We start from the raw sequence: 26,202 nt of genomic DNA, 5'->3' as shown, positions 1-26,202 counted from the left end.
GATCAACTCTTCACCACCGAGAAGCTCAATCGTCTCGGCCCAGCCGTCATCTACAAGCGATTCGTGAGTCATCGCAGGGTAGAATCACAACCGATTCCCCGCTGCAACTCCTATCTTAGCGCATATGCCCTCGTGGGGGAGATGTCCGGCAGGACAGAGGGGGGGCGCGAAGGATCGCTACGGAGCGCGTTTATTCTGAGCCGTTGCATTCTTCGGCGGATGTCACGGAATGGATCCCTGGGTCTGCGCCGCGTCGCTAGGATGACGAAGGCGCGGCGGCTTTCGGCCAATCGCAGACGTTGGAGAATTGGCGGCTGCAGGCTGGTCAGCAGCGACGGGCCATCCACTGATTCAAACTTGATCAAAATCATCCCGGAACCATTTCGCAACGCCTGAGTTTCGGGCTAAAGCTACTGGAACCCCTGACATGGCAGAGTTTGACACAGGACAAGGGAAGTCTGTTGCCAACGCCGTACGGCAATTGCTGTCTTCCGAAGACTATCGCCGGCACTTGCACGGCGTGCTGAAACTTGCTGTCGACCCACTGCCCAGCACCTTTGTCCCATTGCTTGAGGCGCTTGATCAGGCCGGGCGAGAGCCGTTTCGGCGGAGCCCAAACGAGCGATAACCGAGAAAACGCGCTAATCTTCTCCTGCACTTCTCCTGCATCCCATGACTCAACGCTACGACATTGAGAAGACACCTGAAGGCACGTGGGACATCATCGATGTGTTCACGGGGCAGCCGGTTGTCGAGGTCGGCGTGCCGTTGATCGACATGCCGATCGAAGAGGCCGACGATCTGGTCGACCTTCTCAACTGCCGCGATAGGGAACAGCGGGAGGATACTTGACGGCAGCTTCCCTGATCGAAACTCCCGAACGTCATTTCAAGGAATGATCCGCTAGCGGAATCGCCTTCCGGTTGAGGCATTTTGTCGTGGATGGCGCCTGAATCAGAAACCCGCCTCGGCGGCGGGTCTTTGGGCCCAGTGGGAAGAATCGCCGCGATCAGCCATTCCTAACCGGGAATCAGCGTGAGAATGTGGCTGTAACTGGTTGACAGGTCGGCGGGACAGCATACCCCTGTGCCTTGCTAGGTATCTCCCCTGCAAGGGGATCCGACAGGAGAGAGGGGGCGACGTGGAGAGCCAGAATAATCCGGCCAAGGCAACTCGCGGTTTCTGTCTGACATAAGAGTTCGCTTCAGATTCCCTTCTTCTCGATGCCGCTCACCCGGACGCCCGATTGACCTCACGTCCTTCCGGGCACTAGATCGCGGAGTTAGGAGTATTTGGGGGATATCATGCTGCCGGTAGTGCCTCGCATCCTCGCCGTGACGCTGTTTTGCCTTTCGGTCGCTGCGGGATCCGCCTCTGCCGCCGGCGGAAAGCGGGTCGCACTGGTCATCGGCAATTCGTCCTATCTGTCCGTGACCCCACTGTCCAATGCCGAGAACGACGCAAGGGAGTTCGCCAAATTTCTGGCCGAAAACGGGTTCGAGGTCGACAATCTGGTGAATGTCGGCCGCGCGGAATTCGCCAAGGGGTTGTCCAACTTTTCAAAAAAGCTCAGCCCCGAGGACACGGCGCTCTTCTATTTTGCCGGACACGGCATGCAGTTGAAGGGCGAGAACTTCCTGCTCGGCCTGGATGCCGAGTTGGAGTCCGAATTCGACGTCGATGCCGAAACGGTCTCTCTCAATTCCATCATCGAGACGATGGAGAGAAAGGCGTCGCTGTCGTTGATCTTCATCGATGCCTGCCGAAACAATCCGATCGCGGATCGGCTGAACATCGCGGTGGAGGGCGCGACCCGCGGCGGAACCGTGAAAGGCCTGGCGCCGGTCAGTTCGACGGGATCAGGCACCATGATCGCCTTCGCGGCCTCGCCCGGTCAGGTTGCCTATGACGGCGGCGGCTCGAACTCGCCTTTCACCATGGCCCTGATCGAGCATCTGGCAAGTCCTTCGCTGGAGGTCGGAACGGCCTTCAAGCGGGTCATTCGGGATGTGCGCGTCAAGACCGGCAACGATCAGTCGCCGCAGATCGTCTCCAATCTGGCGGCCGAATTCTATTTCAACGAAAGCGCGCCCAGCGACGAAGCGGCTTCGCTCATGCTTGCCCAGATCGATTTCGAGAAGGCGGAGCGGATTTCGACCGCTCGCGGGTGGCAGCTATACCTGGCGAAATACCAGAGCGGCGCATTCGCCGACAGCGCGCGCGACGCCCTGCGGTTGCTTCAGGGAGGATCGGAGGAGCTGGTGTCGCCGAAGGAAGCGGAAGCGAAGCTGAAGCTCACTCAGGCACAACGCAAGGAAATCCAACTCGCGCTTGCCGACCTTGGCTACGACATCGGATCGGCCGACGGAACGATTGGCCTCAAGACACGGCGTGAGATCGCCCGGTACCAGAAGGCGATGGGTCTGTCGGAGACCGGCTACATCAACCGTGTGATGGCAAATCGCCTCGAACTCGTCGGCATTTCCTCCTCCGATTCCGTCATCTCGGCCGATGAAGCCAGATCATTCGATCCCAACGATCTGAAGGGTCTCGAAACGGATGAGCGGGTCATTCGCGCGGCGCAATGCCTGGCCGGAAAGGAAATCATCTATGGGGAATTCGAAGGACACCTCTACGTCGCAGCCTACACCCGCAGCATACGGATCGATGCCGCCAAGCAACTGGCAAAGGGGTGCGAGGCTTACCTCGTCGCGATCGGGTCCAAGGCTGAGAACGACTTCGTTTATGATCTGTTCGCCGCGGATGACCGGATGTTCATATCAGGCTTCGACACCAGGAGCGGCTACAGCTGGAAGATCGGCCCGTGGATAGGACTTGAGCAGGCTGAGGGAGCGCGCGAGCCCCGTGGCGGCTGGGGCTGGCAGAACGGCGAGAAACTGAAATTCACCAACTGGGGGGAGGGACAACCAGGCGAGTATACCCCACATAGACAGTGGGGTACGTACCTCGGGGATAAGCTGGGAAGGGTCGACATGTCGAAGGTGGACGCAAGGGAGTGGCATGACGTGACCGAGTTCGACGCCCCCCCCAGCATGGTGCTTGAGTTTGAGTAAGGATGCCTTCCTGAAAGGGCCTGCAACCTGTCGGGTTCATGCTCTGGGGATGTATAGGCACCATTCGCTTTTGCGAGCAAGACTCCAGGCCTCCTCAGTCCGCGTGCAGATTGCGGCTCGACGACCAGATCCTTGAACACCGCGCGAAAACCGGCGCGTTCCGGGGAACAGGCAATGACCTCGGCATCGTGGCCGGAAACGGGCGCAGCCGGGCGATCTGCCCGGCGCTTCCCCAACCGCAAACTGGACGTGGACCTCGTCGCCGTGGCGGGTAGGCGCACGGAAACCTCGCCGCTGGGTTTCGCATCGGGCAGCGGGATCACCGACCAGGTCCGACACGGCGCACGTGACGACCAAGCTGAAACGCATCAGGCCGTCGGTAAATTCCATCCCCGCCTTGCGACTTTCTGCCTTGTCCGCGCGAGCCGGGTTGTCTTTCCCCGCTCCTCGGACAGGACATGCTCGAATGCGTGTACCGTCTGCCAGCAATCATGTTTCACGGTGCCCGGCTTCTCTTTCGGTAGGACCGAAACCAGCTTGCGGAAAGCGGCGTCAGCAATTCGCGGCTCGCCTTTTTCTCTAGCATGCCTGATCCACGATCTCAGCCTTTCGGGATCCTTGCAGTTCTCAATCAGCCCCAGAGTCTTCGCCACGTCGCTCATGCTGCCCCCTTCAGTCTCTCCCCCCAAGCAAGGGGGGAGATTGGCAGCTTCGTCTGATGGCGCCTACTCCGGAGAGCCCGGCAACGAGACTGAGACCGAGTAGCCGCACATGACCCAGTTCCCCGCTGGTCAAAATCCGCGCGGCTTGGCACAGTCAGGAAAACAGGAGTCTCCTCATGGCGAAGACCGCACGTGCGACAAAACCAAAACCCTGGGTCGAGTCGGCCACGCATCTGGTCGACGTCGCCATGGGCAGGAGGCCCGCCGATCTCGTCATCCGCAACGGGCGCTGGGTCAACGTACATTCCGGCGAGATCATCGCCGGCACCGACATTGCCATTGCCGGCGGCCGTTTCGCCTATTGCGGGCCGAATGCCGGCCATGCCATCGGCCAGGGCACCAAGGTGGTCGATGCCGGCGGGCGCTATCTGGTGCCGGGCCTTTGCGACGCGCACATGCATGTCGAGAGCGGCATGGTGACGGTGACGGAGTTTTGCCGCGCCGTCATCCCGCATGGCACCACCTCGATGTTCATCGACCCGCACGAGATCGCCAATGTGCTCGGCCTGCCGGGTGTGCGGCTGATGCATGACGAGGCCGTCGCCATGCCGATCAACGTCCTTGTGCAGATGCCGTCCTGCGTGCCTTCCGCACCTGGGCTGGAGCATGCCGGAGCCGAGCTGACGGTTGCCGATGTGACCGAGGCGATGGGCTGGGAGAACATCGTCGGACTTGGCGAGGTGATGAACTTTCCAGGTGTCGCGGCCAACGATCCGGTGATGGCCGGCGAGATCGCCGCGACGGTGAAGGCGGGCAAGACCGTCGGCGGCCATTATGCCTCGCGCGATCTCGGCCTGCCGTTCCACGGCTATGTCGCCGGCGGCCCCGAGGACGACCACGAAGGCACGCGCGCCGAGGACGCCATCGCCCGCGTCCGCCAGGGCATGAAGGCAATGCTGAGGCTGGGCTCGGCATGGTACGACGTTGCCTCGCAGATCAAGGCGGTGACGGAGAGCGGGCTCGACCCGCGCAACTTCATCCTGTGCACCGACGACAGCCATTCCGGCACGCTCGTCCATGAAGGCCATATGGACAGGGTGGTCCGCCACGCCATCAGCCAGGGGTTGAAGCCGGTGACCGCGATCCAGATGGCGACGCTCAACACCGCCCAGCATTTCAGGCTGGAGCGCGAGCTGGGATCGATCGCGCCGGGGCGGCTCGCCGATCTGCTGATCGTCTCCGATCTGGCCGCGATGACCATCGACGAGGTCTATGGCCGCGGCGTCAGGCTGGCCAAGGGCGGCAAGCTCGACATCGACATCCCGGCCCATGACTATCCGAAGACGGCAAAGAACACCGTCAAGCTCGGCAAGAAGCTCAAACCGGGGGATTTCGACATCGTGGCGCCTGTCGGCGCCAACGAAATTCGGGTGCGGGTCATCGGCGTGATCGAGAACCAGGCGCCGACGCGGGCGCTCGAGGCCGACCTTCCGGTGGAGGACGGGCTGGTCGCCATGGACCGTCGCAACGACGTCTGCCAGATCGCGCTGGTCGAGCGCCACCGCGGCACGGGCGGCGTCACCAATGCCTTCGTCTCCGGCTTCGGCTATATGAGCGACTGCGCCATGGCCTCCAGCGTGGCGCATGATGCGCACCACATCATCGTCGTCGGCACCTCCAAGCAGGACATGGCATTGGCGGTCAACCGGCTGGGCGAGGTCGGCGGCGGCGTCGTGCTGTTCTCCAGGGGCAAGGAACTGGCGCTGGTCGAAATGCCGATCGCCGGCCTGATGTCGGACCAGCGCGCCGAAATCGTCGCCGCCAAGGCCGACAAGCTGACCGAGGCGATGCGCCAGATGGGCTGTTCGCTGAACAACGCCTACATGCAGCACTCGCTGCTGGCGCTGGTCGTCATCCCGGAACTGAGGATTTCCGATGTCGGCCTGATCGATGTGACGACGTTCCAGCAAGTCGAACTGTTCGTCTGACAACGACCAAGGGCGTGTCCGCTCTCATCCGCCGGTGGCGATGGTCAGCACCTTGAAGGGCGTGGTGATGACGATCTCGGCGACGGAGCCGACGGCCTTGCCGATGCCCTGGCCGAGATTGTTGATCGGCTGCGCCGGATCGACCTCGTCCGATGCCAGGCCGGCCGGCGCGCGCAGCCGGTCGCCGAGCAGTTGCACCAGGAATGGGTTGTCAGCGAATTTGGCGTGGTTCAGGCGGTCGCCGCCTTTCGTCTTGCTCAAGTCGACCACCGACACGCCATAGCTGGCGAGGTCGGCCGCGTCGCCATAGTCGCCGACGCGCGGCTTGTCGCCCGAGATCAGCGAGGACAGTCTGAGGGCGCGATCGTCGCCCGAAAGCAGGATGGCGAAAGGCTTGTCGGGCTTGCCGTAACGGATCATCTGCTTCTTGAATACATCGACATCGATGTCGGGCGAGGCCAGGATGACATAGCCGAGCTTGTCGCCAAGATCACGGTCGCCGGTGATGGCAAGCTGGCGCAGCGCCTCCATCGTCACCCAGGTGCCCATCGAATGAGCGATGATGTCGATGCTCTTGGCCTTGGTCTTGGCCAGCATCCGCAACGTCTCTTCGAGATCGTCGCGCGCCGCGTTGGCGCTTTCCTTGTCGTAGATATAGCCCGTGGTCTTGCCGCTCGACGCCCATGAGAACAGCACCGGCGTGCCGGAGTATTTGGTGTCGTGCGCGATCTGCGTCAGCCGGTAGATGCCGTCGTCGAAACCGTTGTTGAAGCCGTGCACGAAAACCAGAGCGCGGTCGCCGCGCATGGCGATGTCGGCGCCGACCGCCTTGGCGAATTGCGGGGCGCCTTCGTAGAATTCGACCTCGGTTGCCGTGAAGTCCTTCGCCGGGTTGCTGTTGGCGGAACCCCTGACCCGCTCGATGGCGCCGACCTGATGGGTTTTAGGCACGGTGACTTCGACACTGGCAAAACTGGTGGTCGGTGAACGGTCACCGTCGAACACCTGCCGCGGGTCCTTCGTCGCCTTTTTTCGGGTGGTGGCGACGAAGATCTCATGCGTGGCGGCGATGTCGGAGGCAGGCACCGTCACGGTCGTCGTGTTGAGAAGGTCGTGGGTCTTGCGGCCGGCGCAGCCGGTCACCGCGAGCGCAAACGCTACGACGAGAAAAGTCTTCGAACGCACCTCACTGCCCAAGCAGGCTGATGCGGTCGGTCACCTCGCGGTCGCTGGCAAATCCGTCATCCTCGCGCAGCCGCTGGCCGAGCATCTTCACCAGCTCGGGATTGTTGGCGAATTTGGTGTGGTTGAGGCGATCCGATCCCTCGACGCTTGAAAGATCGACGACGTTCACGCCATAGTCGGCTAGGTCGGCGGCGTCCTTGTAATCGCCGACGCGCGGCCGCGAGCCGGCGAGCAGACCGGAGAGCCGCAGCGCCCGGTCGTCGTCGGACAGCAGCAGGATGAAGGGATTGGTCGGTTTGCCGTAGCGGCGCATCTGGCTCTTGAACACGTCGACATCGATGTCGGGCGAGGCCAGCACCACGTCGCCGAGCTTGCCGCCGAGATCGCGGTCGCCATTGATGGCGAGCTGGCGCAGCGCTTCCATGGTGACCCAGGTCCCAAGCGAATGGGCGACGATGTCGATGCGCCGCGCGCCGGTCTGCGCGAGCATTCTCAGCGTCACTTCCAGCTGGTCGCGGGCAGCACTGGCGCTTTCCCTGTCGTAGACATAGTCCCGGGTCTTGGCGCCCGACGCCCAGGAAAACAGCACCGGCGTGCCCGGGTAGCCGGAATCATGGGCGATCTGGGTGACGCGGTAGACGGCGTCGTCGAAGCCGGTGTTGTAGCCATGGACGAAAAGCATGACGCGGCCGCCGCGCGCGGCGATGTCGGCGCTGAGCGCGCTGGAGAATTTCGGCCCGGTGTCATAGCCGACGACGTCGGAGGCCATGAAATATTTGGTCGGGTCGTTCGACCTGCCGCGCGAGCGCCGCTCGATCCGACCGGTTTCGTGGGTCCCCGGCACGGTGACGTTGACGCGGGCATAGTTCAGCGTGGCCGAGCGCTCGCGGTTGAAAACCTTGCTGGGATCGTCGGCGCGCTTGCGCGTCGTGGCGATGAAGATCGAGTGGTTGCCGGCGATTTCCGTCACCGGCGCCGACACCATGGCGCTGCCGAGCAGTTCCTCGGTCTGCCGGCCGCCACAGCCGGCAACGAGCAAGGCAAGGGCAAGGATACAAATCTTCTTCAACTCTAGAATTCCACTCCGGCCGAAAGGCTTGATCCAACCTCCGCGACCCCTCCCGGACAGCCGAAGTGCGGCAGAAGTAAGTCGTTTCCTGCCGAAATGCGCTCAGCGGCTTGCGACAGTCATCGCACTGTTGCGCGAAAGCCAGAACGATTGCCCTGATCAAACACGTACGGCGTGTGCTAGCTTCGCGAACACCACAGACGATCCGGGGTAATTTTTTCGATGACCAGTTTCTCTTCCCGCGTCGCGGTCGCCGCTGCCGCGATCCGCCAGATCTTCCCGGAAACACCGCTGCAGGAAAACGATTATCTGTCGAAGAAGACCGGCGCGCGCGTGCTGCTGAAGCGCGAGGATCTGTCGCCGGTGCGCTCCTACAAGATCAGGGGCGCCTTCAATTTCTTCCGCAAGTCGCTCGCCGCCGGCAACGATGCCGAGCTGTTCGTCTGCGCTTCCGCCGGCAACCATGCCCAGGGCTTTGCCTTCGTCTGCCGTCATTTCGGCAAGCGAGGCGTGGTGTTCATGCCGGTGACGACGCCGCAGCAGAAGATCGACAAGACGCGGCTGTTCGGCGGCGAATTTGTCGAGATCAGGCTGGTCGGCGACTTTTTCGACGACTGCTACCGCGCCGCCTCCGAATTCACCGAAAGCGCCGGCGCGCACATGGTGCCGCCGTTCGACCACAAGGACATCATCGAGGGGCAGGCGACGGTCGCCTACGAGATATCAGGCCAGATGCCGGGCGCGCGCATGCCCGACATCATCATGCTGCCGGTCGGCGGCGGTGGCCTGGCTGCGGGTGTGACGCATTATTTCGCCGACCAGCGCCGCGACACGCGCTTCGTCTTCTGCGAGCCGGCCGGCGCGCCAAGCCTGCGCGAGAGCCTCGCCACCGGCAAGCGCATCAAGCTTGCCAAGGTCGACAATTTCGTCGATGGCGCGGCGGTGGCCGAGATCGGCCGCGAGCCGTTGCGGCATCTCAGGGCGTTTGCCACCGAGGCGGTGCGGCTGATCCCGGAAAACCGGCTCTGCGCGACAATGATCGAGATGCTGAACGTCGAAGGCGTGGTGCTGGAGCCGGCCGGCGCACTGGCGATTGACGCGCTGAAGGATTTTTCGAAGAAGGAAATCAGGGGCAAGGCCATCGTCGCGGTGGTTTCGGGCGGCAATTTCGATTTTGAGCGGCTGCCGGACGTGAAGGAAAGGGCGCTGCGTTTCGAGGGGCTAAAAAAGTATTTCATCATCCGCTTTCCGCAGCGGCCGGGCGCGCTGCGCGACTTCCTCGAATTGCTCGGTCCCGACGACGACATTGCCCGCTTCGAATATCTGAAGAAATCGGCGCGCAATTTCGGCTCGGTGCTGATCGGCATCGAAACCAAGGACCGCCGCAATTTCGAGCTGCTCAACGCCAATTTCGAGGCCGAGGGCGTTCAGTATCAGGACATCACCGACAACGAGACGCTGGCCGGGTTCATCATATGAGCGCCCAGGCGAAGATTTTCGTTGCGTTGTTTTCCGGCATCAATGTCGGCGGCAACCGCATCGTCAAGATGGCCGAACTCCGGTCGTTCTTCGAGCAGCTCGGCTTTGGCGACGTCGCCAGCTATGTGCAGAGCGGCAACATCGTGTTCCGTTCGGCAAAGGGCGATGCGGCCACGCTGACCAAACAGATGGAAACGGCCTTCGAGAAGAAATGGGGATTTCACTCGCGCATCATGGTGCGCGATCTCGGCTGGTTCGAGCGGCTGGTGGCGGAAAATCCCTATCCGGAAGTCGCCGGGGAGCCGACGAAGCTTCACGCCTATGTGCTGGAGCGCCCGCCGACCGCCGACGAGGTCGCGCGGCTGGCCGAAAAATGCACCGGTCCCGAACGGTTCGAGGTCAGGGGCGACGTGCTTTACCTGCACGCACCGGAAGGCCTCGGCAAATCGGTATTTGCCAACCTCATCCCGCGCACGCTGAAAGTGCCCTGCACCGCGCGCAACTGGCGCACGGTGCTGATGCTGCTGGCGATGACCGGCCACGGGGGTGGCTGACTCAGGGCCGCTGCACTCCTCGGTCACTGTAACGGTATGGATCCTGGGGTCGACGAAGGCATGGTAGCGTAAGGCCAATCGCGAATGTTGGAGATTGGCTGAACCTCTTTCCGTTCGTCATCTTAGGGCGGAGCAGGAGCGAAGCGACGTCGCGGAGACCCTAGGATGCATGCCGTTACCTCTTAGCATCGCAGCGCCGACCGGCAGGGCAGCACCTCATGACGATGGAGCGTGCTTCCAGTCGAAGGTCAGCTCTTCGCGAAAAGCGAAGCGTTCGACGTGGTCGGCGACGACCGTCTCCAGGCGCTCCAGCGAGCCGGCTTCGTCGGCGGTCACCGCGATATTCAGCGCTGCCGGGTCGGCATCGAGAACCGTGCGGCCCAGTGAGAGATCGATCGTGCCGTGGCTCGGATCGAACGCGACGGGAAACTTGTGCGCCCAGTGCTTGCAGAGCTGCTGCAGATAGCGGCTCGCATGTTCAGTGACGGCAGTGGCATGGCTGGTCGGCATGAATGGATTCTTCCCTAATGTCGCTGGTTACCAGCTTCCAGTGTTCGGCATCGACGCCCAGGGCTCGGCCTTGGCCTTGGCCGGGCCTTTCTGCAAAAGCTCGATCGAGATGCCGTCCGGCGATTTGACGAAGGCCATGTTGCCGTCGCGCGGCGGCCGGTTGATGGTGACGCCCTTGTCCATCAGCTGCTGGCAGGTGGCGTAGATGTCGTCGACCTCGTAGGCGAGGTGGCCGAAATTGCGGCCGCCCTTGTAGTCTTCCGGATCCCAATTGTAGGTGAGCTCGATCAGCGGCGCCTTGTCGGTGATGCCGCTTTCCTCGTCTTCGTCCGCTGCGAGGAAGATCAGCGTGTAGCGCCCCTGTTCGTTTTCGTGGCGGCGCACTTCCTTGAGGCCAAGCTTGTTGCAGTAGAAATCGAGCGAGGCATCGATGTCGGCGACACGGACCATGGTGTGGAGGTAGCGCATGTGATTTTCCTCGAAATGTTGCTTTGCGGCGGAACATAGGGGCCACCCGGCCAAAGGGCAATTCCCGATAGCCGCTCCTGCCGGCAAACAACAAATCCGGTATTCCCGCAATGAACCGTGAAAAAACGCAGCTCAGGTCTTGCACACACCGGAAACGGAAGTGTTAATCTAACGTCAAGAATCAGTTGCGGTATTCTTGGAAAAAGGGGGGCGTTGTTATGGGGGAAAAAGCCTCTTTCATGGGGCGGGACGGAACCGGTCACGACGCCTTGCAAAGAGACGAGAGCGGCGACACGGCCGGTCTTGTCGAGATTGCTGGCGCTATCAAATGGTTCGACGTGGCCAAGGGTTACGGTTTCATTCTTCCTGATGACGGCTCTTCCGGCGATATTCTCCTCCATGTGACATGCCTTCGAAAAGACGGTTTCCAGACCGCCTTGGAAGGTGCGCGCGTTGTCTGCCTGGTCAAGCAAGGTGAGCGCGGATTGCAGGCGTTCCGCGTGCTCTCCATGGATCTCACCACGGCGACCCATCCGGCGGAGATGCAGGAGCAGCGCACACACGTCTCGGTGACGCCGGAAAGCGGCCTCGAACGGGCGCTGGTGAAATGGTTCAACCGCACCAAGGGCTTCGGTTTCCTGACCCGGGGCGAGGGCACCGAGGACATTTTCGTCCACATGGAGACGCTGCGCCGTTACGGTATTACCGAGCTCAGGCCGGGGCAGGTCGTGCTGGTCCGCTTCGGGCGCGGCGACAAAGGCCTTATGGCTGCCGAAATTGACCCGGATATGGGTACCTTGCCCGTCTCGCACTAAAGTCCCACCTCGATCGAATCGGGACGCGACCTGGTGCTTTCCGCTTGACCGTGATGTTTTTCGAACCGTAGGTTCGGGATCATGGTCCAGGTGGTTTGAGATTCAGGTCAGGCCGACCTTACCTGAATTTCAACATACCTAGGACGACGGCCGAGGATTCTGAATGACTTACAGGAACTGGCTGACAACGGGCGTAGTCTGCGCCGCGATCGCCTTCGTCATCGCCGCAGGCGCTTACTTCCATTCGCAGCGACCGGCTTCGGCAGACAGCCGGGCGATGATCCTTGCCGTCGACCCGCAGCCGCTGGTCGCGGTGACGAAAGGCGGCGAACGCTCATTCTCCGTCGAAATCGCCGACACCTCGGCCGAGCGCGAGGCTGGCCTGATGTTTCGCCAGGAGATGGCCGACGATCATGGCATGCTGTTCGCGTTCGAGGAGGCTCGGGATGTCAGCTTCTGGATGAAGAACACGCCGATGCCGCTCGACCTGATCTTTGTCGGTCAGGACGGCAGGATCCGGGCGATCAAGCAAGGCGAGCCGCAATCCGAGGCGATGATCTCGCCCGGCGAGCCGGTTCGCTTCGTGCTCGAGCTCAAGGCAGGCACGGCCGCCAGGAGCGGCATCGAGGACGGCGACCTGTTGCGTCACCCGGCAATCGGCACTGCGCGCAACTGAACGCGCAGGACCATCGCAGATGCAGTTTTTCTCCCATGACGGTTTTGACCTTGCCTTCCTCGACCGCCAGCCGGCATCGGGGCAGGGCGATCCGGTGCTCATGATCCATGGCTTTGCCTCGACCCATTACGTCAACTGGGTGTCGCCCGGCTGGTTCAAGGCGCTGAACGATGCCGGCTACCGCGCCATCGCCTTCGACAATCGCGGCCACGGCGCCTCGTCGAAGAGCTATCAGGAGGCCGATTATACGCCGGCAAGAATGGCTTCCGACGGGGCAGCGTTGCTGAACCATCTCGGCATCGAACGCGCCCATGTCATGGGCTATTCGATGGGCGCGCGGATTTCCGCGTTCCTGGCGCTTTCCGACCCGGATAAGGTGGCGACGCTGGTCTTCGGCGGTCTCGGCGTCGGCATGATCGACGGCGTCGGCGACTGGGATCCGATCGCCGCCGCCCTTCTGGCCGACGATCCAGATAGCACCAGCCATCCACGCGGCCGCTCGTTTCGCGCCTTCGCCGACCAGACCCGCAGCGACCGCCGGGCGCTGGCCGCCTGCATTGCCACCTCACGGGAATTGCTGGCCGAGGCCGACATTGCGCGCATTGCCCAGCCGACGTTGATTGCCGTCGGCACCAGGGACGATATCGGCGGTTCGCCCGACGAACTGGCCGCCTTGATGCCGAACGCCAGGGCTTTCCACATCGAGGGCCGCGACCACATGCTGGCCGTCGGCGACAAGACCTTCAAGCAGCGGGTGCTGGAGTTTTATGCCGATAATCCGCTGTGAGTACATCGGTGGTTGAGTTGGGGTGACCCAAGGCCTGAAGAATGCAGCGGCTCAGGATAAAGCCGATCCGTAGCGATCCTTCCCGCCGGCATCAAAGGTGCTGCACCCGCAGCAGCGCTCACGCCTCAAGCGCTTTGAGCGAGCGCGCCATGTTTTGCCGGGCCTGAGCCTCGAACCGCTGCCGGAATTCCTCGGTGTGGAAGATGTGCGGGCGGGCGAGGAAGCCCTTCAGGACAGCACTGCGGCCGGCACGCCACATCGGCTCTTCCACCCAGCCATATTCGCGGCGAACCGCCTGTTCATAGGCGTCGAACGCATCAGGCGGCGCCCCCAGGATCGCCAGGTCCATGTCGAGGAACAGCGCTGCATCGCGGGCGGCATTTTCGTCGTCAAACTGCGGTAACTCATGCGTGGCGGTGGCTGATATCATCGCGGTGATGCGGCCAAGGCGCTGCGCATCGGTGCGGCCGGCGAGCTTTTTCTCGGCAAGGACGGCGCTCCTCGCCTCGTTGTCCTTGGCCCGGCTGTCATAGATGGCGTCGTGGAACCAGATCGCCGCCTCGACCGCCTCGGGGTCGTGCAACGATGCCCGATAGTGGCCGGCCAGCGCCAGCATCGCCTCGATATGGCCGAGGTTGTGATAGTGACGACCCTCCGCCTCACAGAGCGCGTAAAGTTCGCGCTTCAGCGGCTCGTCGATCAAGGCTTGGTTTTCCATGGCCGCTTGGATTTCCGTGAACCAAATCCATTTGACAAAGCACTAAGGAAAATTGAGTTCAACCGTGCTATGATCTGGCTTATAGAGCATGTCGCGCAAAAGTGCGCAGCGGTTTTGGTGCCAAGCCGAAGACATTAGGCCGGAGACCATTGATGAACAGCGTTACGATTGCCCGCCCGACCATGGTGAAGCCGATCGACCCGATCTGGCGCTCGATCCGCGACGAAGCGATGGACGCGGTCAACCGCGATCCGCTGCTGGCGGCGTTCCTCTATTCGACCATCCTCAACCAGGAAAGCCTGGAGGAAGCGGTCATCCATCGGCTGGCCGAGCGGCTCGCCCATCAGGATATTGGTTCCGATCTCATCCGCCAGACATTCAAGGCGATGGCAGCCGACGACAACGACTGGTCGTCGACGGTGCGTGTCGACATCCAGGCCTATTACGACCGCGATCCGGCCTGCGACCGCTTCATCATGCCGGTACTTTATTTCAAGGGTTTTCATGCCATCCAGACGCACCGGCTGGCGCATTGGCTGTGGAACCAGGGCCGCCAGGATTTCGCGCTCTACCTGCAGAGCCGGTCGTCCTCGGTGTTCCAGACCGACATCAACCCGGCCGCCCGCATCGGCAAGGGCATCTTCCTCGACCACGCCACCGGCCTCGTCGTCGGCCAGACGGCGGTGATCGAGGACGACGTGTCGATCCTGCACGGCGTGACGCTGGGCGGCACCGGCAAGGCCGGCGGCGACCGCCATCCAAAAATCCGCTACGGCGTGCTGATCGGCGCCGGCGCCAAGATCCTCGGCAACATCGAAGTCGGCCATTGCTCCAAGATCGCGGCAGGGTCGGTAGTGCTGTCGCCAGTGCCGCACAACAAGACGGTTGCCGGCGTGCCGGCCCGCGTCGTCGGTGAGACCGGCTGCGACCGGCCCTCGCGGCAGATGGACCAGCTTTTGCCGTCGCAATCGATGGACCACGTCGTCAGCTTCGACATCTGAACGCTCGGGCAGGGCCCGTTGCAAAGGCGTCTTTCTCCCCGTCACTATACGGGCAGAAATGCCCGGCAGGGCAATGAGGGGCAGCGCAAACCTCTAGCGATTGCCCCGGTTCTCTCGCCGGCTTGCCTTTACATCGCCATTGTCGACGTGCCAGAAGCGCGCTCAAACGAGCAAGACCGACGATCGGAGAAGACTTTTGAAGCCGGACGAAATCAGAAAGCTGGACGCCTATTTCAAGCGCGTCTTCCAGAACCCCAAGCTTGAAGTGAAGGCGCGGCCGCGCAAGGATGATTCGGCCGAGGTCTACGTCGGCGACGAATTCCTCGGCATCGTCTTCAAGGACGAGGACGACGGCGACTATAATTTCTCGATGGCGATCCTCGACATCGACCTCGCCTGAGCCGGGAGGCGATCGGTGCCGGCCGACCTTGAGCCAGCTTGCTCGCCGCACCCTCTTCTTCAACGTTGGCGATTGGCGAAAGAAGAACGAATAGCCAATCTCCCCCCTTGAGGGGAGATGCCCGGTAGGGCAGAGGGGGGTGCTGTCCCGCCGACGTCGCGCAAATTTCTGCACTGCTGCGCGATCAAAGTCACTGAGCAGATTCTCGCGCGGTTCGCTTCATCATCATCCTAATGCCCGGCCTTCAGCATACGCGCAGCCTTGGTGGCGATGGCTGCGTCGAGCGCCTGCCAGTCGCCCAGAAATTCCATGGGAAAGCGGTAGGTGAGGCTGAGATTGTCGCCGACCAGAATGTCGCGTTCGCAGGGCGCCAGCGATTGCGCAGCACTTGGGCCGCTCAGGCAGCGGGCCACGAACGGGTCCTTGCCCCGGCGATTGCCGACCGCCAGCACCTCGTTGAAATAGCCCGATTTTTCATTGAAGCCGTAAAGCGTCGTGCCGCCCGGACCGGGCGTGCCGGGCTCGACGATCAGGGCGCTGTAGATCGGCGCGAAGCGGCCGCTCATGTCACGCGACATGACCTGTCGTTCGAACGACAGAAAAATGATGCTCTTGGCTGATCCAGTGTGGTTGAAATCGTCGCGGGCGGCCTCACTGTAGCCGTCCATTTCGGGATAACGCAGATAGAGGTCGAGGCGCGAGGCGATGCCGTCGCGCCGCGCCTGGTCGAAGCGGATGACATTGGCCGGCACGGCGATGACGTTGTTGCCGATCACCACCTCGTGGACTGTCGTGTCGTCGGTATATCCGGCCATGGCGATCGAGCGGCCCAACCATTTGCCGCCAAGGCTGATCGTCATCGAAAGCACTGCCAGCGCAGCGAACACGTAGAACACCCGCTTCATCAGCTTGGAATCGACGATGGTGAGTTGCGGCCCGTTGGCGGCGGCTGCCTGCTTCATCGCGATCCCCGATTATCGGCAGCCTGTCTCAATGTGTCTGTTCCCTTGGGCTGTCCTTGAGCGACCCATGTGCGTGGCACGGCTCTTGCGGCACGCCTGTCGAAACACGACTGTGCGATTTCATGGTAAATGGAAGGTGAAGATGGGTCCGGTTGGACACACACTCGTTGCTTTTAGTGTTGCCTGACGGCACTGATCTCTTGCGGTTGCACGGCGACGATCTTTGGCGTTGGGCGTTGTGCTGATCGACATTGCATCCCAGGCAGGCACTCTCCTAGGGTCGACCGATCTTTCAGCCTGAGACGATTCGGAGGAGAAAAATGCCGCTCTATGCGATCGATGGAAAAGCCCCCGGTTTCGAGGACGCCGACAGCAACTGGATCGCGCCCGACGCTACCCTGATCGGCGACATACAGATCGGCCGCAACGCGGGCTTCTGGTTCGGTGTCGTCATCCGCGGCGACGACGAGCCGATCATCATCGGCGCCGATACCAATGTGCAGGAACACACGGTCATGCATACCGATGTCGGTTTTCCCTTGACCATCGGGCAAGGCTGCACGATCGGCCATCGCGCCTTGCTGCATGGCTGCACGATCGGCGACAACAGCCTGATCGGCATGGGCGCCATCGTGCTGAACGGCGCGAAGATCGGCAGGAATTCGCTGGTCGGCGCCGGCGCCCTGGTCACCGAAGGCAAGGAATTCCCCGACAATTCGCTGATCATCGGCTCGCCCGCCCGTTTGGTGCGAACACTGGACGATGCCGCGGTGGCAAGCCTGCGCGCTTCGGCTGCCCACTACGTCGCCAACGGCAAGCGCTTCAAGGCGGGGCTGACGAAGACCTGAGGCCAGCCTTGGTCAAATCTTCTGCTATATGGTTCACCGGCATCGTCGCCCAACTCACCGTCCATTGGAGCCGCGCCTGGTCATTGCATCGCGCAGCAACGAAGCACCGGCTTCAAAGCCGGCATTGTCGGCGTCCTCGAGGGCTGTCGTATAGTCGTCGATGCGGGTTTCGAGCGATGGGTCGGCGCCCGCCGCCAACAGCAGGCGGATGGCATCGACGCTACGGATGGCGACCGCATAGTGAAGCGGCGTCCAGTCGTTTACGCCCCGCATGTTCAGGTCTGCGCTCCCATCGATCAGGGTTCGGACTATTTCCAGTCTGTCAGCCCGGTCGGCGGAGAGTGCCGCAATGATTGCCGGAAAACCGCCGTGGTGGTGATAGTTCGGGTCCGAGCCCGCATCCAGTAAGTTCGAGATGAAAGCGGCGGGGCTCCAATAGATCGCATACTCCAGTGGATGCCCAAGGCCGAGTTCAAAGGGCATCTGCTCGTCGAACCAGCCGGGTGAGCCGCCGAGAGCCACACCGAGGCCCTCGAAGTCGCCCGCCTTGAACGCGTCGTCGATGGCCTCGAACAGGCGGTGGCGCTCGCATCGATCTTTCGGGATTTCCAACATCGCAGCGATCCGGAGGTTGAATTGGCCGCCATATTGCTCCCATCCGCCGCTGCCTGAAAGCCTCATGGCGGGCTGCGATTGGAGAGCAGGTCGATAGCTTTGCGCAGCCGTACGCCGGACCTATCGCATCGACATCAAGTTCGTGATCAGACCTGCCTTGATGTCGAGTGCGGGTCGATGGGCCTCCGGATGACCGATGTCGTTCAGCGTGTTGCAGCCGCAGGTCATGCGCTGGCGGGGCGGGTTTTGGAAACGCGGCAAACAAGGCCCGGCTATGCGCGTTCGATCCCTTGTTGCGGCTTTCGAATCTCGCTGAGGTGCTGCCGCCGTTTTAGCGACCGGACGATCGCAGCAGATATATCGAAGGCCTTCGCAAAGCGGGCCTGCCGGCCTAACGCCGTGTCAGCGCCAAGAGGAGGCTGGCGTACGTCGGCTTCGGCACTAAATCCCGTCGCTCGGTGTCGCTTAACGCCAAAGTCGGGAAATGGCGCTGCCGAGCCGGCCGGCGCATCGGCTTGGACTACACCGCGATGCAGTGTTCGACGTTTCAATCGGGTGGATTCTTGCCGCCTGAGCTGAGTACCGGAATGTGAAGCTAGCGCCAACAGCAGCTGTTCGAGACGACAACAGCGAATGGTATAGATCAAAGTGGTCGTTCCCCGGGAACGCGCTACAAGGCAAACTGGTCCCAAGCCGCCTGAGAGGGCGCAGAACGTCCTTACCCATACCAATCCGCGGCAGTATCGGTTATGTTTGCCGGACCTGAAAAGTCCGGCTCATTTGTGCGCCGCTTCTTCGGGTTGCGCTTAGCCATCTCACGGTCCCACCCACTATGTGCCGGGGGTCTGCGAGGGTGCCCGGATGAAACCGAAACGACGACACTACCTCAATCTCGCCGGCGCGCTGGCGATGAGCTTTCCCGCTGTTGCGGCTGCGCAGCAGTCGCCAGCTCAGATGCCACGGATCGGGCTTATCGCTTGGTGGCCTTGCGACATGCCGTATACGGGCGAGTCTAGTGAATTCGGATCGTTTATGCGAGGGCTTCGCGAACTCGGCCACACGCTGAGCGAACTCAGCTTCGAGTGCCGAAGCGCGAGCAAGCACGACAGTGGCTTGGCTGCAGCGGCGGCAGACCTGGTGCAACTCCCGGTCGACGTGATCGTCACGACATCGCAGCCGGCGGCGCATGCTGCCCACGAAGCGACCGATGTGATTCCGATCGTGACCATCATAAGCGGTAATCCGGTCGCGGCGGGTCTGGCGAGCAGCCTCGCAAAGCCGGGTGGCAATCTCACCGGTGTCAGCTACTACGCCACCGAACTCGCCGCCAAACGGCTGGAGCTTTTGGTGGAGGCAATACCAGAGCTGACCACGGTCGGCGTGCTGGCGAACCCGGTGGTCAACTATCTGCCCTTCGAGGAGGACGCAAAGAGTGCGGCCCACCAGCTCGGAGTTGCCTTGAATATCCAGCAGGTCAGCGTTCCGTACGAACTCGATGCTGCATTCTCGCGCATGGAGGCCGCGGGCGCGCAGGCGGTCTTCGTGCTGCCCGACCTCATGCTGTCCTCGCTGTCGCCGCAAATTGCCGCCCTAGCGATCGAGCATCGCCTGCCGACCATGAGCTGGGGGCCATGGTTCACCGAAGCCGGCTGCCTGATGGCCTATTCCGCGGACTATAGCGGAATGGGACATCGGCTCGCCTTCTATGTCGACCACATTTTGAAGGGCTCCGCGGCAGGCGACCTGCCGATCGAGCAGCCAACGAAGTTCGAACTGTCAATCAATCTGAAAATGGCCAATGCCCTGGGCATCGATCTGCCGCAGACCGTATTGGTCATGGCTGACGAAGTCATCGAATGAGGATGATGTGCGGGATTCGATCCATCTCGAAGCCGCTCCCGTGCGCCGATCACTGTTTCGGAAATACTTCATCGCGTTGTTCGCCGCCGTCATTGTCCCGATAGCTGCCAGCGGCATCAGCGACGCCTGGTTCGGCTATCGCGACCAGCGTGCCATGCTCAGTGCTCTCTTGCGGGTCGAGACCAGATCGGCAGCCGGCAGGATGCAGAGCTTTCTCGACGGCATCAGGGATCAGCTCCGCTGGATGGTCCAAAGGACCTTGACCGCCGACAACCTGGGACAGCATCGGCTCGAGGCCCTGCGGGCGATGCGCCGCGCCCCTGCAATCGTCAGCGTAAGTCTTATCGACCGTACCGGCGTGGAGCGGCTGCACGTCTCCCGCATTGGCCTGAACAGGGTTGAAGGAGGATTGGATCGCTCAGGTGATCCTGCCGTAGTGGGAGCCCTGTCGACGGGCATATGGTATGGCCCGGTCACCTATCGCGATGGCTCCGAACCGTTCATGACCATGGCACTGTGGGGACTGAGTTCCGTCGTCGTCGTCGTCGAGATCAACCTGAAGCTCATTTGGGTAGTCATTTCGGAAATTCGTGTGGGGCGCAGCGGCCACGCATTTGTTCTCGACCAGACCGGCCGGATCATCGCTCACCCAGACATCAGCAAGGTGTTGCGGGGCACCGACGAGAACACGGCGGCGGCCCTGCTCAGATTGCGGGACGAGATCGCCACGGCAGGTGGCGAGGCGACGAGAGCCCGCAACGCCGAGGATGAACGCGTCGTGACTGCGATGGCACTGATCCCCAGTGTTGACTGGACTGTGTTCGTCGAGCAGCCGCAGGCAGAGGCGTTTGCACCGCTCTATGCTTCTTTGTGGCGGACTGGCGGCCTGTTGCTTGCGGCAATCGCCTTAGCGGCGGCACTCGCCTACTGGCTTGCCAAGCGCATGACCGGCCCGATCCGCCTGCTGGAGGAGGGCACCGAAAAAATCGGGGCCGGACAGTTCGATCACCGGATCGACATCGCCACCGGAGATGAACTTGAACGGCTGGCGGTCCGGTTCAATCAGATGGCGCAGGAACTCGCCATATCGCGGGATCGTTCGGAGCGGATTGCACGGCTGAAACGCTTTCTCGCACCGCAGGTCGCGGAACTTGTGGAAAAGTCCGGTGACGAGAGCGTGCTCGCAGGCCAGCGGGCGGAAGTGGTCGCTGTTTTCTGCGATTTACGCGGCTTTACCGCGTTCTCGGTCCACGCCGAACCCGATGACGTCATGCAGGTGTTGCGCGACTACTACGAGGGTCTCGGCGCGATCATCACACGCTACGAGGCGACGCTGACCAACTTCTCGGCGGACGGGTTGATGGTGCTTGTCAACGCCCCTGTGCCGTGCGCGGAGCCGGCGCTTCGCGCAGTCGAGATGGCAATCGACATGCAGGACGCCGTTCAGCGCCTGATCGCCGCGTGGCGTCTGCGGGGCCATGCAGTCGGTTTCGGCATAGGGCTCGCGATGGGATGGGCAACGGTCGGTCGGATTGGCTATGAAGCCCGCGTTGACTACACCGCGATCGGCAATGTCGTAAACTTGGCGTCTAGACTGTGTTCGTCGGCTGATGATCGGCAAATCCTTATCGATCATTCCGTGGCGCGGGCGGTGGGTGGGAAGATTCCGGTAGCCGCGCTTGGCATGCGCCCGCTCAAGGGCTTCGACGAGCAAGTAGCCGTATATGATGTCGCAACGCGAAGCATGACGCCAGATTTCGCTCCTGATGCGAATGAAAACAGCGCGAAAAGCTAGGTCGGCTGAAAACCGAACTTGGGCATGCGGCTGGACCGAATGGAAGCTCGTCACGTCGAGACCGGACCATCGAGATGGTGCAATTGGACAGCAGCGACGGGGTCAAATTTTCCGGTACTCGAACAGAAAGGGGTGCGCCAATTCCGGACCGTGGCGACTAACGTCACGAGGTCTTGTTTGAATCGTCCGCTTCGTCCTCACGTGGTCTACCAAAAGAACCTGAAGTTGTGAAATGCCGACGCACGGGCGGGCGCTAAGAGGAGAGCGCGTTGAACGGCGGCATCCCCAGCCGTAAGGCGACCATTGTAGCGTCTTGTATAATGGTCAGCACCGGGTCATGGGCGTGAATTCGGCCGAGCGCGAAACGAGCTTCCGCTTCGGGGCTCGACTCCCGCCATTCTCAACGCGCAAGTAGGATTTGTCACCACCAGGATGCCAGTACCGCTTGAAAAAGTGGAGCCGGCCCGGGGACGGGGCCGGCTCCTAAACCCGGTCGTTGGGGACGGGGAGGTGGGGCTCGACCGGGCTTTTGCGTCGCGTCCTTAGCGGACGCTGGCAACCGCGCCGGAGCGGCCGTCGTTGATCGTTACCCAGGCGCCCGAATTCTGGCTCGATTGGCGCTTCAGATAGGTGTAGTCGGTGTTGGTCCAGGACAGCACCCTGGTTTCGAGATTGTCGAGGATGAACTCTCCGAGGCTGGTGCGCACGGTCAGCACCGCGTGGCCGTCTCCGTTCGGCTGGCGCGCAACCGTCATCAGTAGGTCGCCGGCCGGAACGCCGATGTTCATCAACGCGCGGCGCTTTTCCAGCGCATAATCCTCGCAGTCGCCGAATTCGCTGTTGGAATAGGACCAGACCTCTTCCTTGCCCCACAGTTCCATATCGGTGCGCGGCGCGATCCTGCCGTTGACCGAATTGTTGATGCTGACGATCTTCGCCCACAGCTTGCGGGTCAGCTCGATCGGCGCCTGCTTCGGCGTCCGTTGAGTGCATTCCTGCGGGATCTTCTGGCAGAACTCGTAATGGCCGACCGGCTGTGTGGTGCGGCTGCCGGTGTGCATGAAGGCAGGTCCCGCTGCATTCGCTGTCCCCCAGGCGGTAAGCTGCGTCGCCATTGCCAAGAGCAACAGCTTGCCCCTCGTCTTCTTCATCGTCCAGTCTCCCCGTTTGAGGAGACAATGACACGATTGGATTTATTCGACGCAAAGGCTCGAAGTAGACATTAAGTAAAACGCCCATAGAATAAACATAAAATTTGAATCATTTCAGTATAAAATTGTTGAGGTGGTTTTCGCCGGGATCACATCGGCGCGGCGCGGCGCCTTGGCGCGGCATCGGTGGCAGGCTGCGTTGACCGGCGTTCTAACAAAAAAACCGGCCGAAATGGGCCGGTCGATTGCGGGAATGTGCGCTGTTTGTCAGGTGCCGGATGCGTTGAATTCGGAATCGAGCGTTTCCGGCCGCTGGATGACCGCGAACTCGATGGCGATGCCGTCCTCGAAATGGCGCACCACCTGGCCGCGCATGGTGCCCAGCATGACCTGGATGCCGATTGCCGGCTTGACGTCGATCTCGACCGCGGCGCCCGAAAGCGACAGGTCGATGATGCGGCACTGGTACTGGCGCCCGTCGCCGAGCTGAAGCACGCTGGTCGGATTGCGCGGCGCCACGCGTTCGTGGCGGCGGTCTTCCGGCAGATCGAGCTCGTGCTTGTTGGCAAGCCAGGTCAATTGCGCTGCAAGCTTGTCCTTCTTGCGTTCCGACGCGATGACCGTCATCGCGAAGCCGTCCTGCAGGATGCGGGTGACGACGCCTTCGATGCGGCCGATGTGATCGATATAGGCGATGACTTTCTCGCCCGGCATGCCGATGCGCTCGGTGCGAAGCGCTACATTGCCCGGCGACATGTCGACCACCTGGCACGGATGTTCGGTGCGATCCTCCAGCATGAAGCGTCCATAGATCTTCACGCGGACGCGCTGAAAGTTGCGCCTTTCAGCTTGGGACGGCGCGGTGTCGACCGCCGCTGACCTCATGACTGCCTACACCCCGTTTGGCATTCCGCGCGTTGATGCGAGGAACTTCGCCGGAAAGCTACAGCGAAGCGGGTTAACAAAGGGGAAAGCCTGACGCCGCTACTTTAGGATTTTGGATTATTCCCCGCGCCCGCCGTCGAATACGACCAGATGACGGATGCGGCGCGCCTGGCCGAGCGCCGAAATCGTCTGGGACGGATCGAGTTCCGACGGGACAAGCGAAGGAACGTCGATGGCCGGCCGGTTCTTGAGGAATAACGGTTCCTTCTCCGGATCGACGAGACGGATCGAATCGATCAGGGCGTCGGCGATCGGATCCGCGCCCAGCCAGAAGGGTTTTTCAGCGGCGCTTATCACGCCGAGGCAGCGCGGATTGTCGACGCCGCCGTCGAGCGGCAGGGCGAGCAGCTCGAACTTGCTGGAACGGTCGGTGCGGCTGAAACCTTCATAGCTGATGAGCACGACGGATTTCCGATCGAAGACGCCCTGGATAAGTTTCGAGATAAGCCGCTGGTCCTTCTCGCGCCACAGCGAGGGAAAGGAAAACCCCTTGAGTTCACGGCCGTAGACCGCGCAAAGCCTGGTGCCGGCGAGCCGGAATACCGCTTCGCCGCGCGTATCTTTTTCCAGGATGAATGTGTCGGCCAGCAGCGACTTGATATCGGCCGGCTCGACTTCCGAACGCTTCGGGGCAGGGCGCCCGTCACGCAGCCGGTTCCAATAATGGAACAGCGTGATCGATCCGTTCTGGTTCATGTTATGCTGCTCCGCGCAATCTGTCGTCTGATGTCCCATCGGTGAACAGAAGGGCGCCCTCCGAGGACCTACATGCGTTGCGGAGCAGGATGCGTGCCAGCATCGTTAACACTTGTTCACGGGTCGGGGCCGTTAAGGTTAACAAGTGGTTTACGTTGCGCTCCGCCCAGGCCCGTGGCACGTTAAAACCACTCCAGAAGCGGTCGTTTCGCAGCGATCGGCAGCATTTCAGTCAAGAGTTTGGGGGAGCATGGGGGCTCGACCAGCCGTTCAAGGGCAACCTTGGACGGCTTCTTTTTGATTCGCGCCAATTTTGATTCGCGCCGTTTTGATTTGCGTGGGGCGATTCGCCCTTTGTGAATCGGGTGACCGTGATCTACATGCTCGCGAAGTCGAAACCAGCGACTGAGTGCGAGCCATATGAGCGAACCAGCAAGCCCCTCGGAAATCGAACAGGGCGAGGGCGGACCTGTCGGCCATGAGCCGGAGCCGCGCCGCGAGCCGGTGTTCAACATGCCGCCCGTTGTGCTGGCGGTGATCGGCATCTGCGTCGTCCTCTATCTCATGCAGGAGTACGTGCTTAGCCAAAGCCAGCTGCTGACATTGTTGTACGATGCGGCCTTCATTCCAGTTCTTTATACTGGCCAATATGGCTTCGACTGGTTCCTGTTATCCCGGCCCTTCACCTATGCCTTCCTGCATGGTGGCTTTGCTCATCTGGCCGTCAACATGGTGTGGCTGGCGGCTTTCGGCTCACCACTGGCGAACCGCTTCGGCGCGCTTCGTTTCAGCCTGTTCTTCGCTGCGACGGGGCTGGCGGCGGTGGTGCTGTTCTGGGCCGTGCATCCGCTCGGCGAGGCGCCGCTGGTCGGCGCATCGGGGGCGATTTCCGGCATGATGGGGGCCGCCGCGCGCTTCGGCTTCCGCACCGACCGCTCGTCCGGCAAAGCCGCCTTCGCCGGCGCGCCGCTGCCGATGGCGGCGGTGTTCCGCTCGCGCGGCGTTGTGACTTTTCTTGCCATCTGGATGGTGATCAATCTCGCCACCGGCCTCGTTGCCTTCGCGCCCGGCATCGACAGCCAGATCGCCTGGGAGGCTCATATTGGCGGTTTCGTCGCCGGCTTCTTCGGCCTGCGGGCTTTCGATCGGCGCCAGCAAACGGACGAGTTCAGCGCCTGAGCCTCGCCGCACTTGAAAACCAATCGATCGCGGCGCACGATGCCTGGCACTAGGGAAAGCCGGTCAGGGCAGGAACCGGCAAGGTAAACTGAGGAGGACGCCATGACTGTTAAGGCAATTCTCGAGCAGAAGGGCCACGACGTGTTGACGCTCGGACCGAACGAAAAACTGAGCGAGGCCATTCGCATCCTGGCCGAGCACAGGATCGGTGCGCTGGTCATAACCAATGGTGATCACAAGATCGTCGGCATCCTTTCCGAGCGCGACGTCGTGCGGGTCCTCGCCCGGGAAGGGGCCGCCGCATTGGATATCGCGGTGCGTTCGGCGATGACTCCCAAGGTGAAGATCTGCAATGAGAACCACACCGTCAACGAGGTCATGGAGATCATGACCAGTGGCCGTTTCCGCCATCTGCCGGTGGAAAAGGACGGCCTGCTCGACGGCATCGTGTCGATCGGCGACGTGGTCAAGCGGCGCATCGAGGATGTCGAGCGCGAGGCCGCGGAGATCAGGGCCTATATCGCGACGGCGTGAGATCGCCAGCAAGTTTTGTCGAAGTCGGCGCCGCCCCTCATCGCCCTGCCGCAGCCTTGGCGGCTTTTCTTGCTACAATGGAGATTGGCGAAATCGTTGATGCGGGCGCCCCTCTCCCCGTCACTATACGGGGAGAGGATGCCGGCAGGCAGGTGAGGGGCAGCGCAAACGTTTCCAATAACGGTTGCCCCACCAGCCTGCGGCTTCACGCTTGTCTCCTTCTGCGGTTTG

At 61.9% G+C, this 26,202-nt stretch carries 26 protein-coding genes; 15 read left to right on the top strand and 11 right to left on the bottom strand.

Annotated features, from left to right (window positions below; translation table 11 throughout):
• The first annotated feature begins 672 nt into the window (after nt 1-672).
• A complete protein-coding gene (locus AC0L18_RS28835; protein ID WP_473495208.1) occupies nt 673-852 on the top strand; it encodes a hypothetical protein in 180 nt (59 codons plus the stop codon).
• A gap of 452 nt (nt 853-1,304) precedes the next feature.
• Nucleotides 1,305-3,074 (top strand): caspase family protein, encoded by a 1,770-nt coding sequence (locus AC0L18_RS28830; protein WP_473495207.1) that lies wholly within the window; start codon nt 1,305-1,307, stop codon nt 3,072-3,074.
• 368 nt (nt 3,075-3,442) lie between these two features.
• Here AC0L18_RS28830 and AC0L18_RS28825 read toward each other — a convergent pair whose 3' ends face one another.
• Nucleotides 3,443-3,736 carry a hypothetical protein gene (locus AC0L18_RS28825; RefSeq protein ID WP_473495206.1) on the bottom strand — a complete coding sequence of 98 codons (294 nt, stop codon included), beginning with the start codon at nt 3,734-3,736 and terminating at the stop codon, nt 3,443-3,445.
• Nucleotides 3,737-3,912: 176 nt separating this feature from the next.
• On the opposite strand from AC0L18_RS28825, the gene ade reads away from it, so the two are divergent.
• Nucleotides 3,913-5,724 carry an adenine deaminase gene (gene ade / locus AC0L18_RS28820; protein WP_473495205.1) on the top strand — a complete coding sequence of 604 codons (1,812 nt, stop codon included), beginning with the start codon at nt 3,913-3,915 and terminating at the stop codon, nt 5,722-5,724.
• A 24-nt stretch (nt 5,725-5,748) separates the two neighbouring features.
• Here ade and AC0L18_RS28815 read toward each other — a convergent pair whose 3' ends face one another.
• Both AC0L18_RS28815 and AC0L18_RS28810 read right to left on the bottom strand, forming a co-directional pair.
• Entirely contained in the window at nt 5,749-6,909 is a 1,161-nt protein-coding gene (locus AC0L18_RS28815; protein ID WP_473495204.1) for an alpha/beta hydrolase, read from the bottom strand.
• A gap of 1 nt (nt 6,910) precedes the next feature.
• On the bottom strand, nt 6,911-7,978 hold the full coding sequence (locus AC0L18_RS28810) for an alpha/beta hydrolase (protein ID WP_473495203.1): 1,068 nt from the start codon (nt 7,976-7,978) through the stop codon (nt 6,911-6,913).
• Nucleotides 7,979-8,200: 222 nt separating this feature from the next.
• Between AC0L18_RS28810 and ilvA the strand changes: the two genes are divergently transcribed.
• Both ilvA and AC0L18_RS28800 read left to right on the top strand, forming a co-directional pair.
• Nucleotides 8,201-9,457, top strand: coding sequence for a threonine ammonia-lyase IlvA (gene ilvA / locus AC0L18_RS28805; RefSeq protein WP_473495201.1), 1,257 nt, complete (start codon nt 8,201-8,203; stop codon nt 9,455-9,457).
• Complete coding sequence (locus AC0L18_RS28800; protein WP_473495199.1) at nt 9,454-10,011, top strand: DUF1697 domain-containing protein; 558 nt, start codon at nt 9,454-9,456, stop codon at nt 10,009-10,011. Before ilvA ends, AC0L18_RS28800 begins: the two co-directional genes overlap by 4 nt.
• A 216-nt stretch (nt 10,012-10,227) precedes the next feature.
• Here AC0L18_RS28800 and AC0L18_RS28795 read toward each other — a convergent pair whose 3' ends face one another.
• Nucleotides 10,228-10,521 carry a DUF2218 domain-containing protein gene (locus tag AC0L18_RS28795; RefSeq protein WP_473495198.1) on the bottom strand — a complete coding sequence of 98 codons (294 nt, stop codon included), beginning with the start codon at nt 10,519-10,521 and terminating at the stop codon, nt 10,228-10,230.
• 27 nt (nt 10,522-10,548) lie between these two features.
• A complete protein-coding gene (gloA, locus tag AC0L18_RS28790) occupies nt 10,549-10,989 on the bottom strand; it encodes a lactoylglutathione lyase (protein ID WP_473495197.1) in 441 nt (146 codons plus the stop codon).
• A gap of 239 nt (nt 10,990-11,228) precedes the next feature.
• Here gloA and AC0L18_RS28785 point away from each other — a divergent pair, with 239 nt between their 5' ends.
• The 3 genes from AC0L18_RS28785 (at nt 11,229) to AC0L18_RS28775 (ending at nt 13,267) form a co-directional block, all read left to right on the top strand.
• Complete coding sequence (locus tag AC0L18_RS28785) at nt 11,229-11,804, top strand: cold-shock protein (protein WP_473495196.1); 576 nt, start codon at nt 11,229-11,231, stop codon at nt 11,802-11,804.
• Nucleotides 11,805-11,967: 163 nt separating this feature from the next.
• A complete protein-coding gene (locus AC0L18_RS28780) occupies nt 11,968-12,480 on the top strand; it encodes a DUF192 domain-containing protein (RefSeq protein WP_473495195.1) in 513 nt (170 codons plus the stop codon).
• Between the two features lie 19 nt (nt 12,481-12,499).
• On the top strand, nt 12,500-13,267 hold the full coding sequence (locus AC0L18_RS28775; protein ID WP_473495193.1) for an alpha/beta fold hydrolase: 768 nt from the start codon (nt 12,500-12,502) through the stop codon (nt 13,265-13,267).
• Nucleotides 13,268-13,385: 118 nt separating this feature from the next.
• Here AC0L18_RS28775 and AC0L18_RS28770 read toward each other — a convergent pair whose 3' ends face one another.
• Nucleotides 13,386-13,985, bottom strand: coding sequence for an HD domain-containing protein (locus tag AC0L18_RS28770; RefSeq protein WP_473495192.1), 600 nt, complete (start codon nt 13,983-13,985; stop codon nt 13,386-13,388).
• A gap of 152 nt (nt 13,986-14,137) precedes the next feature.
• On the opposite strand from AC0L18_RS28770, the gene cysE reads away from it, so the two are divergent.
• Nucleotides 14,138-14,986 (top strand): serine O-acetyltransferase, encoded by an 849-nt coding sequence (cysE, locus tag AC0L18_RS28765; protein WP_473495190.1) that lies wholly within the window; start codon nt 14,138-14,140, stop codon nt 14,984-14,986.
• Nucleotides 14,987-15,182: 196 nt separating this feature from the next.
• Nucleotides 15,183-15,386: a DUF3126 family protein gene (locus tag AC0L18_RS28760; protein WP_013531334.1), complete on the top strand. Its 204-nt coding sequence runs from the start codon at nt 15,183-15,185 to the stop codon at nt 15,384-15,386.
• Nucleotides 15,387-15,616: 230 nt separating this feature from the next.
• Here the strand turns inward: AC0L18_RS28760 and AC0L18_RS28755 are convergent, their stop codons facing one another.
• A complete protein-coding gene (locus AC0L18_RS28755; RefSeq protein ID WP_473495189.1) occupies nt 15,617-16,348 on the bottom strand; it encodes a hypothetical protein in 732 nt (243 codons plus the stop codon).
• Nucleotides 16,349-16,668: 320 nt separating this feature from the next.
• Between AC0L18_RS28755 and AC0L18_RS28750 the strand changes: the two genes are divergently transcribed.
• Nucleotides 16,669-17,196 carry a gamma carbonic anhydrase family protein gene (locus AC0L18_RS28750; RefSeq protein ID WP_128246578.1) on the top strand — a complete coding sequence of 176 codons (528 nt, stop codon included), beginning with the start codon at nt 16,669-16,671 and terminating at the stop codon, nt 17,194-17,196.
• A 54-nt stretch (nt 17,197-17,250) separates the two neighbouring features.
• On the opposite strand, the gene AC0L18_RS28745 is transcribed toward AC0L18_RS28750, so the two are convergent.
• The gene (locus AC0L18_RS28745) at nt 17,251-17,811 is read right to left on the bottom strand and encodes an ankyrin repeat domain-containing protein (protein WP_473495188.1); all 561 of its coding nucleotides are present in this window, start codon (nt 17,809-17,811) and stop codon (nt 17,251-17,253) included.
• A 909-nt stretch (nt 17,812-18,720) separates the two neighbouring features.
• On the opposite strand from AC0L18_RS28745, the gene AC0L18_RS28740 reads away from it, so the two are divergent.
• Both AC0L18_RS28740 and AC0L18_RS28735 read left to right on the top strand, forming a co-directional pair.
• Entirely contained in the window at nt 18,721-19,671 is a 951-nt protein-coding gene (locus AC0L18_RS28740; RefSeq protein WP_473495187.1) for an ABC transporter substrate-binding protein, read from the top strand.
• 7 nt (nt 19,672-19,678) lie between these two features.
• Nucleotides 19,679-21,466: an adenylate/guanylate cyclase domain-containing protein gene (locus AC0L18_RS28735; RefSeq protein ID WP_473495185.1), complete on the top strand. Its 1,788-nt coding sequence runs from the start codon at nt 19,679-19,681 to the stop codon at nt 21,464-21,466.
• A gap of 542 nt (nt 21,467-22,008) precedes the next feature.
• Here AC0L18_RS28735 and AC0L18_RS28730 read toward each other — a convergent pair.
• The 3 genes from AC0L18_RS28730 to AC0L18_RS28720 form a co-directional block, all read right to left on the bottom strand.
• A complete protein-coding gene (locus tag AC0L18_RS28730; RefSeq protein ID WP_473495183.1) occupies nt 22,009-22,617 on the bottom strand; it encodes a transglutaminase-like cysteine peptidase in 609 nt (202 codons plus the stop codon).
• A gap of 267 nt (nt 22,618-22,884) precedes the next feature.
• Nucleotides 22,885-23,502 carry a PilZ domain-containing protein gene (locus tag AC0L18_RS28725; RefSeq protein WP_027154470.1) on the bottom strand — a complete coding sequence of 206 codons (618 nt, stop codon included), beginning with the start codon at nt 23,500-23,502 and terminating at the stop codon, nt 22,885-22,887.
• A gap of 117 nt (nt 23,503-23,619) precedes the next feature.
• Nucleotides 23,620-24,258: a PAS domain-containing protein gene (locus AC0L18_RS28720; protein WP_473495181.1), complete on the bottom strand. Its 639-nt coding sequence runs from the start codon at nt 24,256-24,258 to the stop codon at nt 23,620-23,622.
• Between the two features lie 420 nt (nt 24,259-24,678).
• Here AC0L18_RS28720 and AC0L18_RS28715 point away from each other — a divergent pair, with 420 nt between their 5' ends.
• The gene (locus AC0L18_RS28715) at nt 24,679-25,437 is read left to right on the top strand and encodes a rhomboid family intramembrane serine protease (protein ID WP_473495180.1); all 759 of its coding nucleotides are present in this window, start codon (nt 24,679-24,681) and stop codon (nt 25,435-25,437) included.
• A 102-nt stretch (nt 25,438-25,539) separates the two neighbouring features.
• Nucleotides 25,540-25,971 (top strand): CBS domain-containing protein, encoded by a 432-nt coding sequence (locus AC0L18_RS28710; RefSeq protein WP_023798170.1) that lies wholly within the window; start codon nt 25,540-25,542, stop codon nt 25,969-25,971.
• Nucleotides 25,972-26,202: the final 231 nt, after the last annotated feature.

Source organism: Mesorhizobium sp. WSM4819 (genome assembly GCF_055811215.1).
Note: the sequence above shows the minus strand (reverse complement) of the source record. Positions and strands in the feature narration are given on the sequence as shown.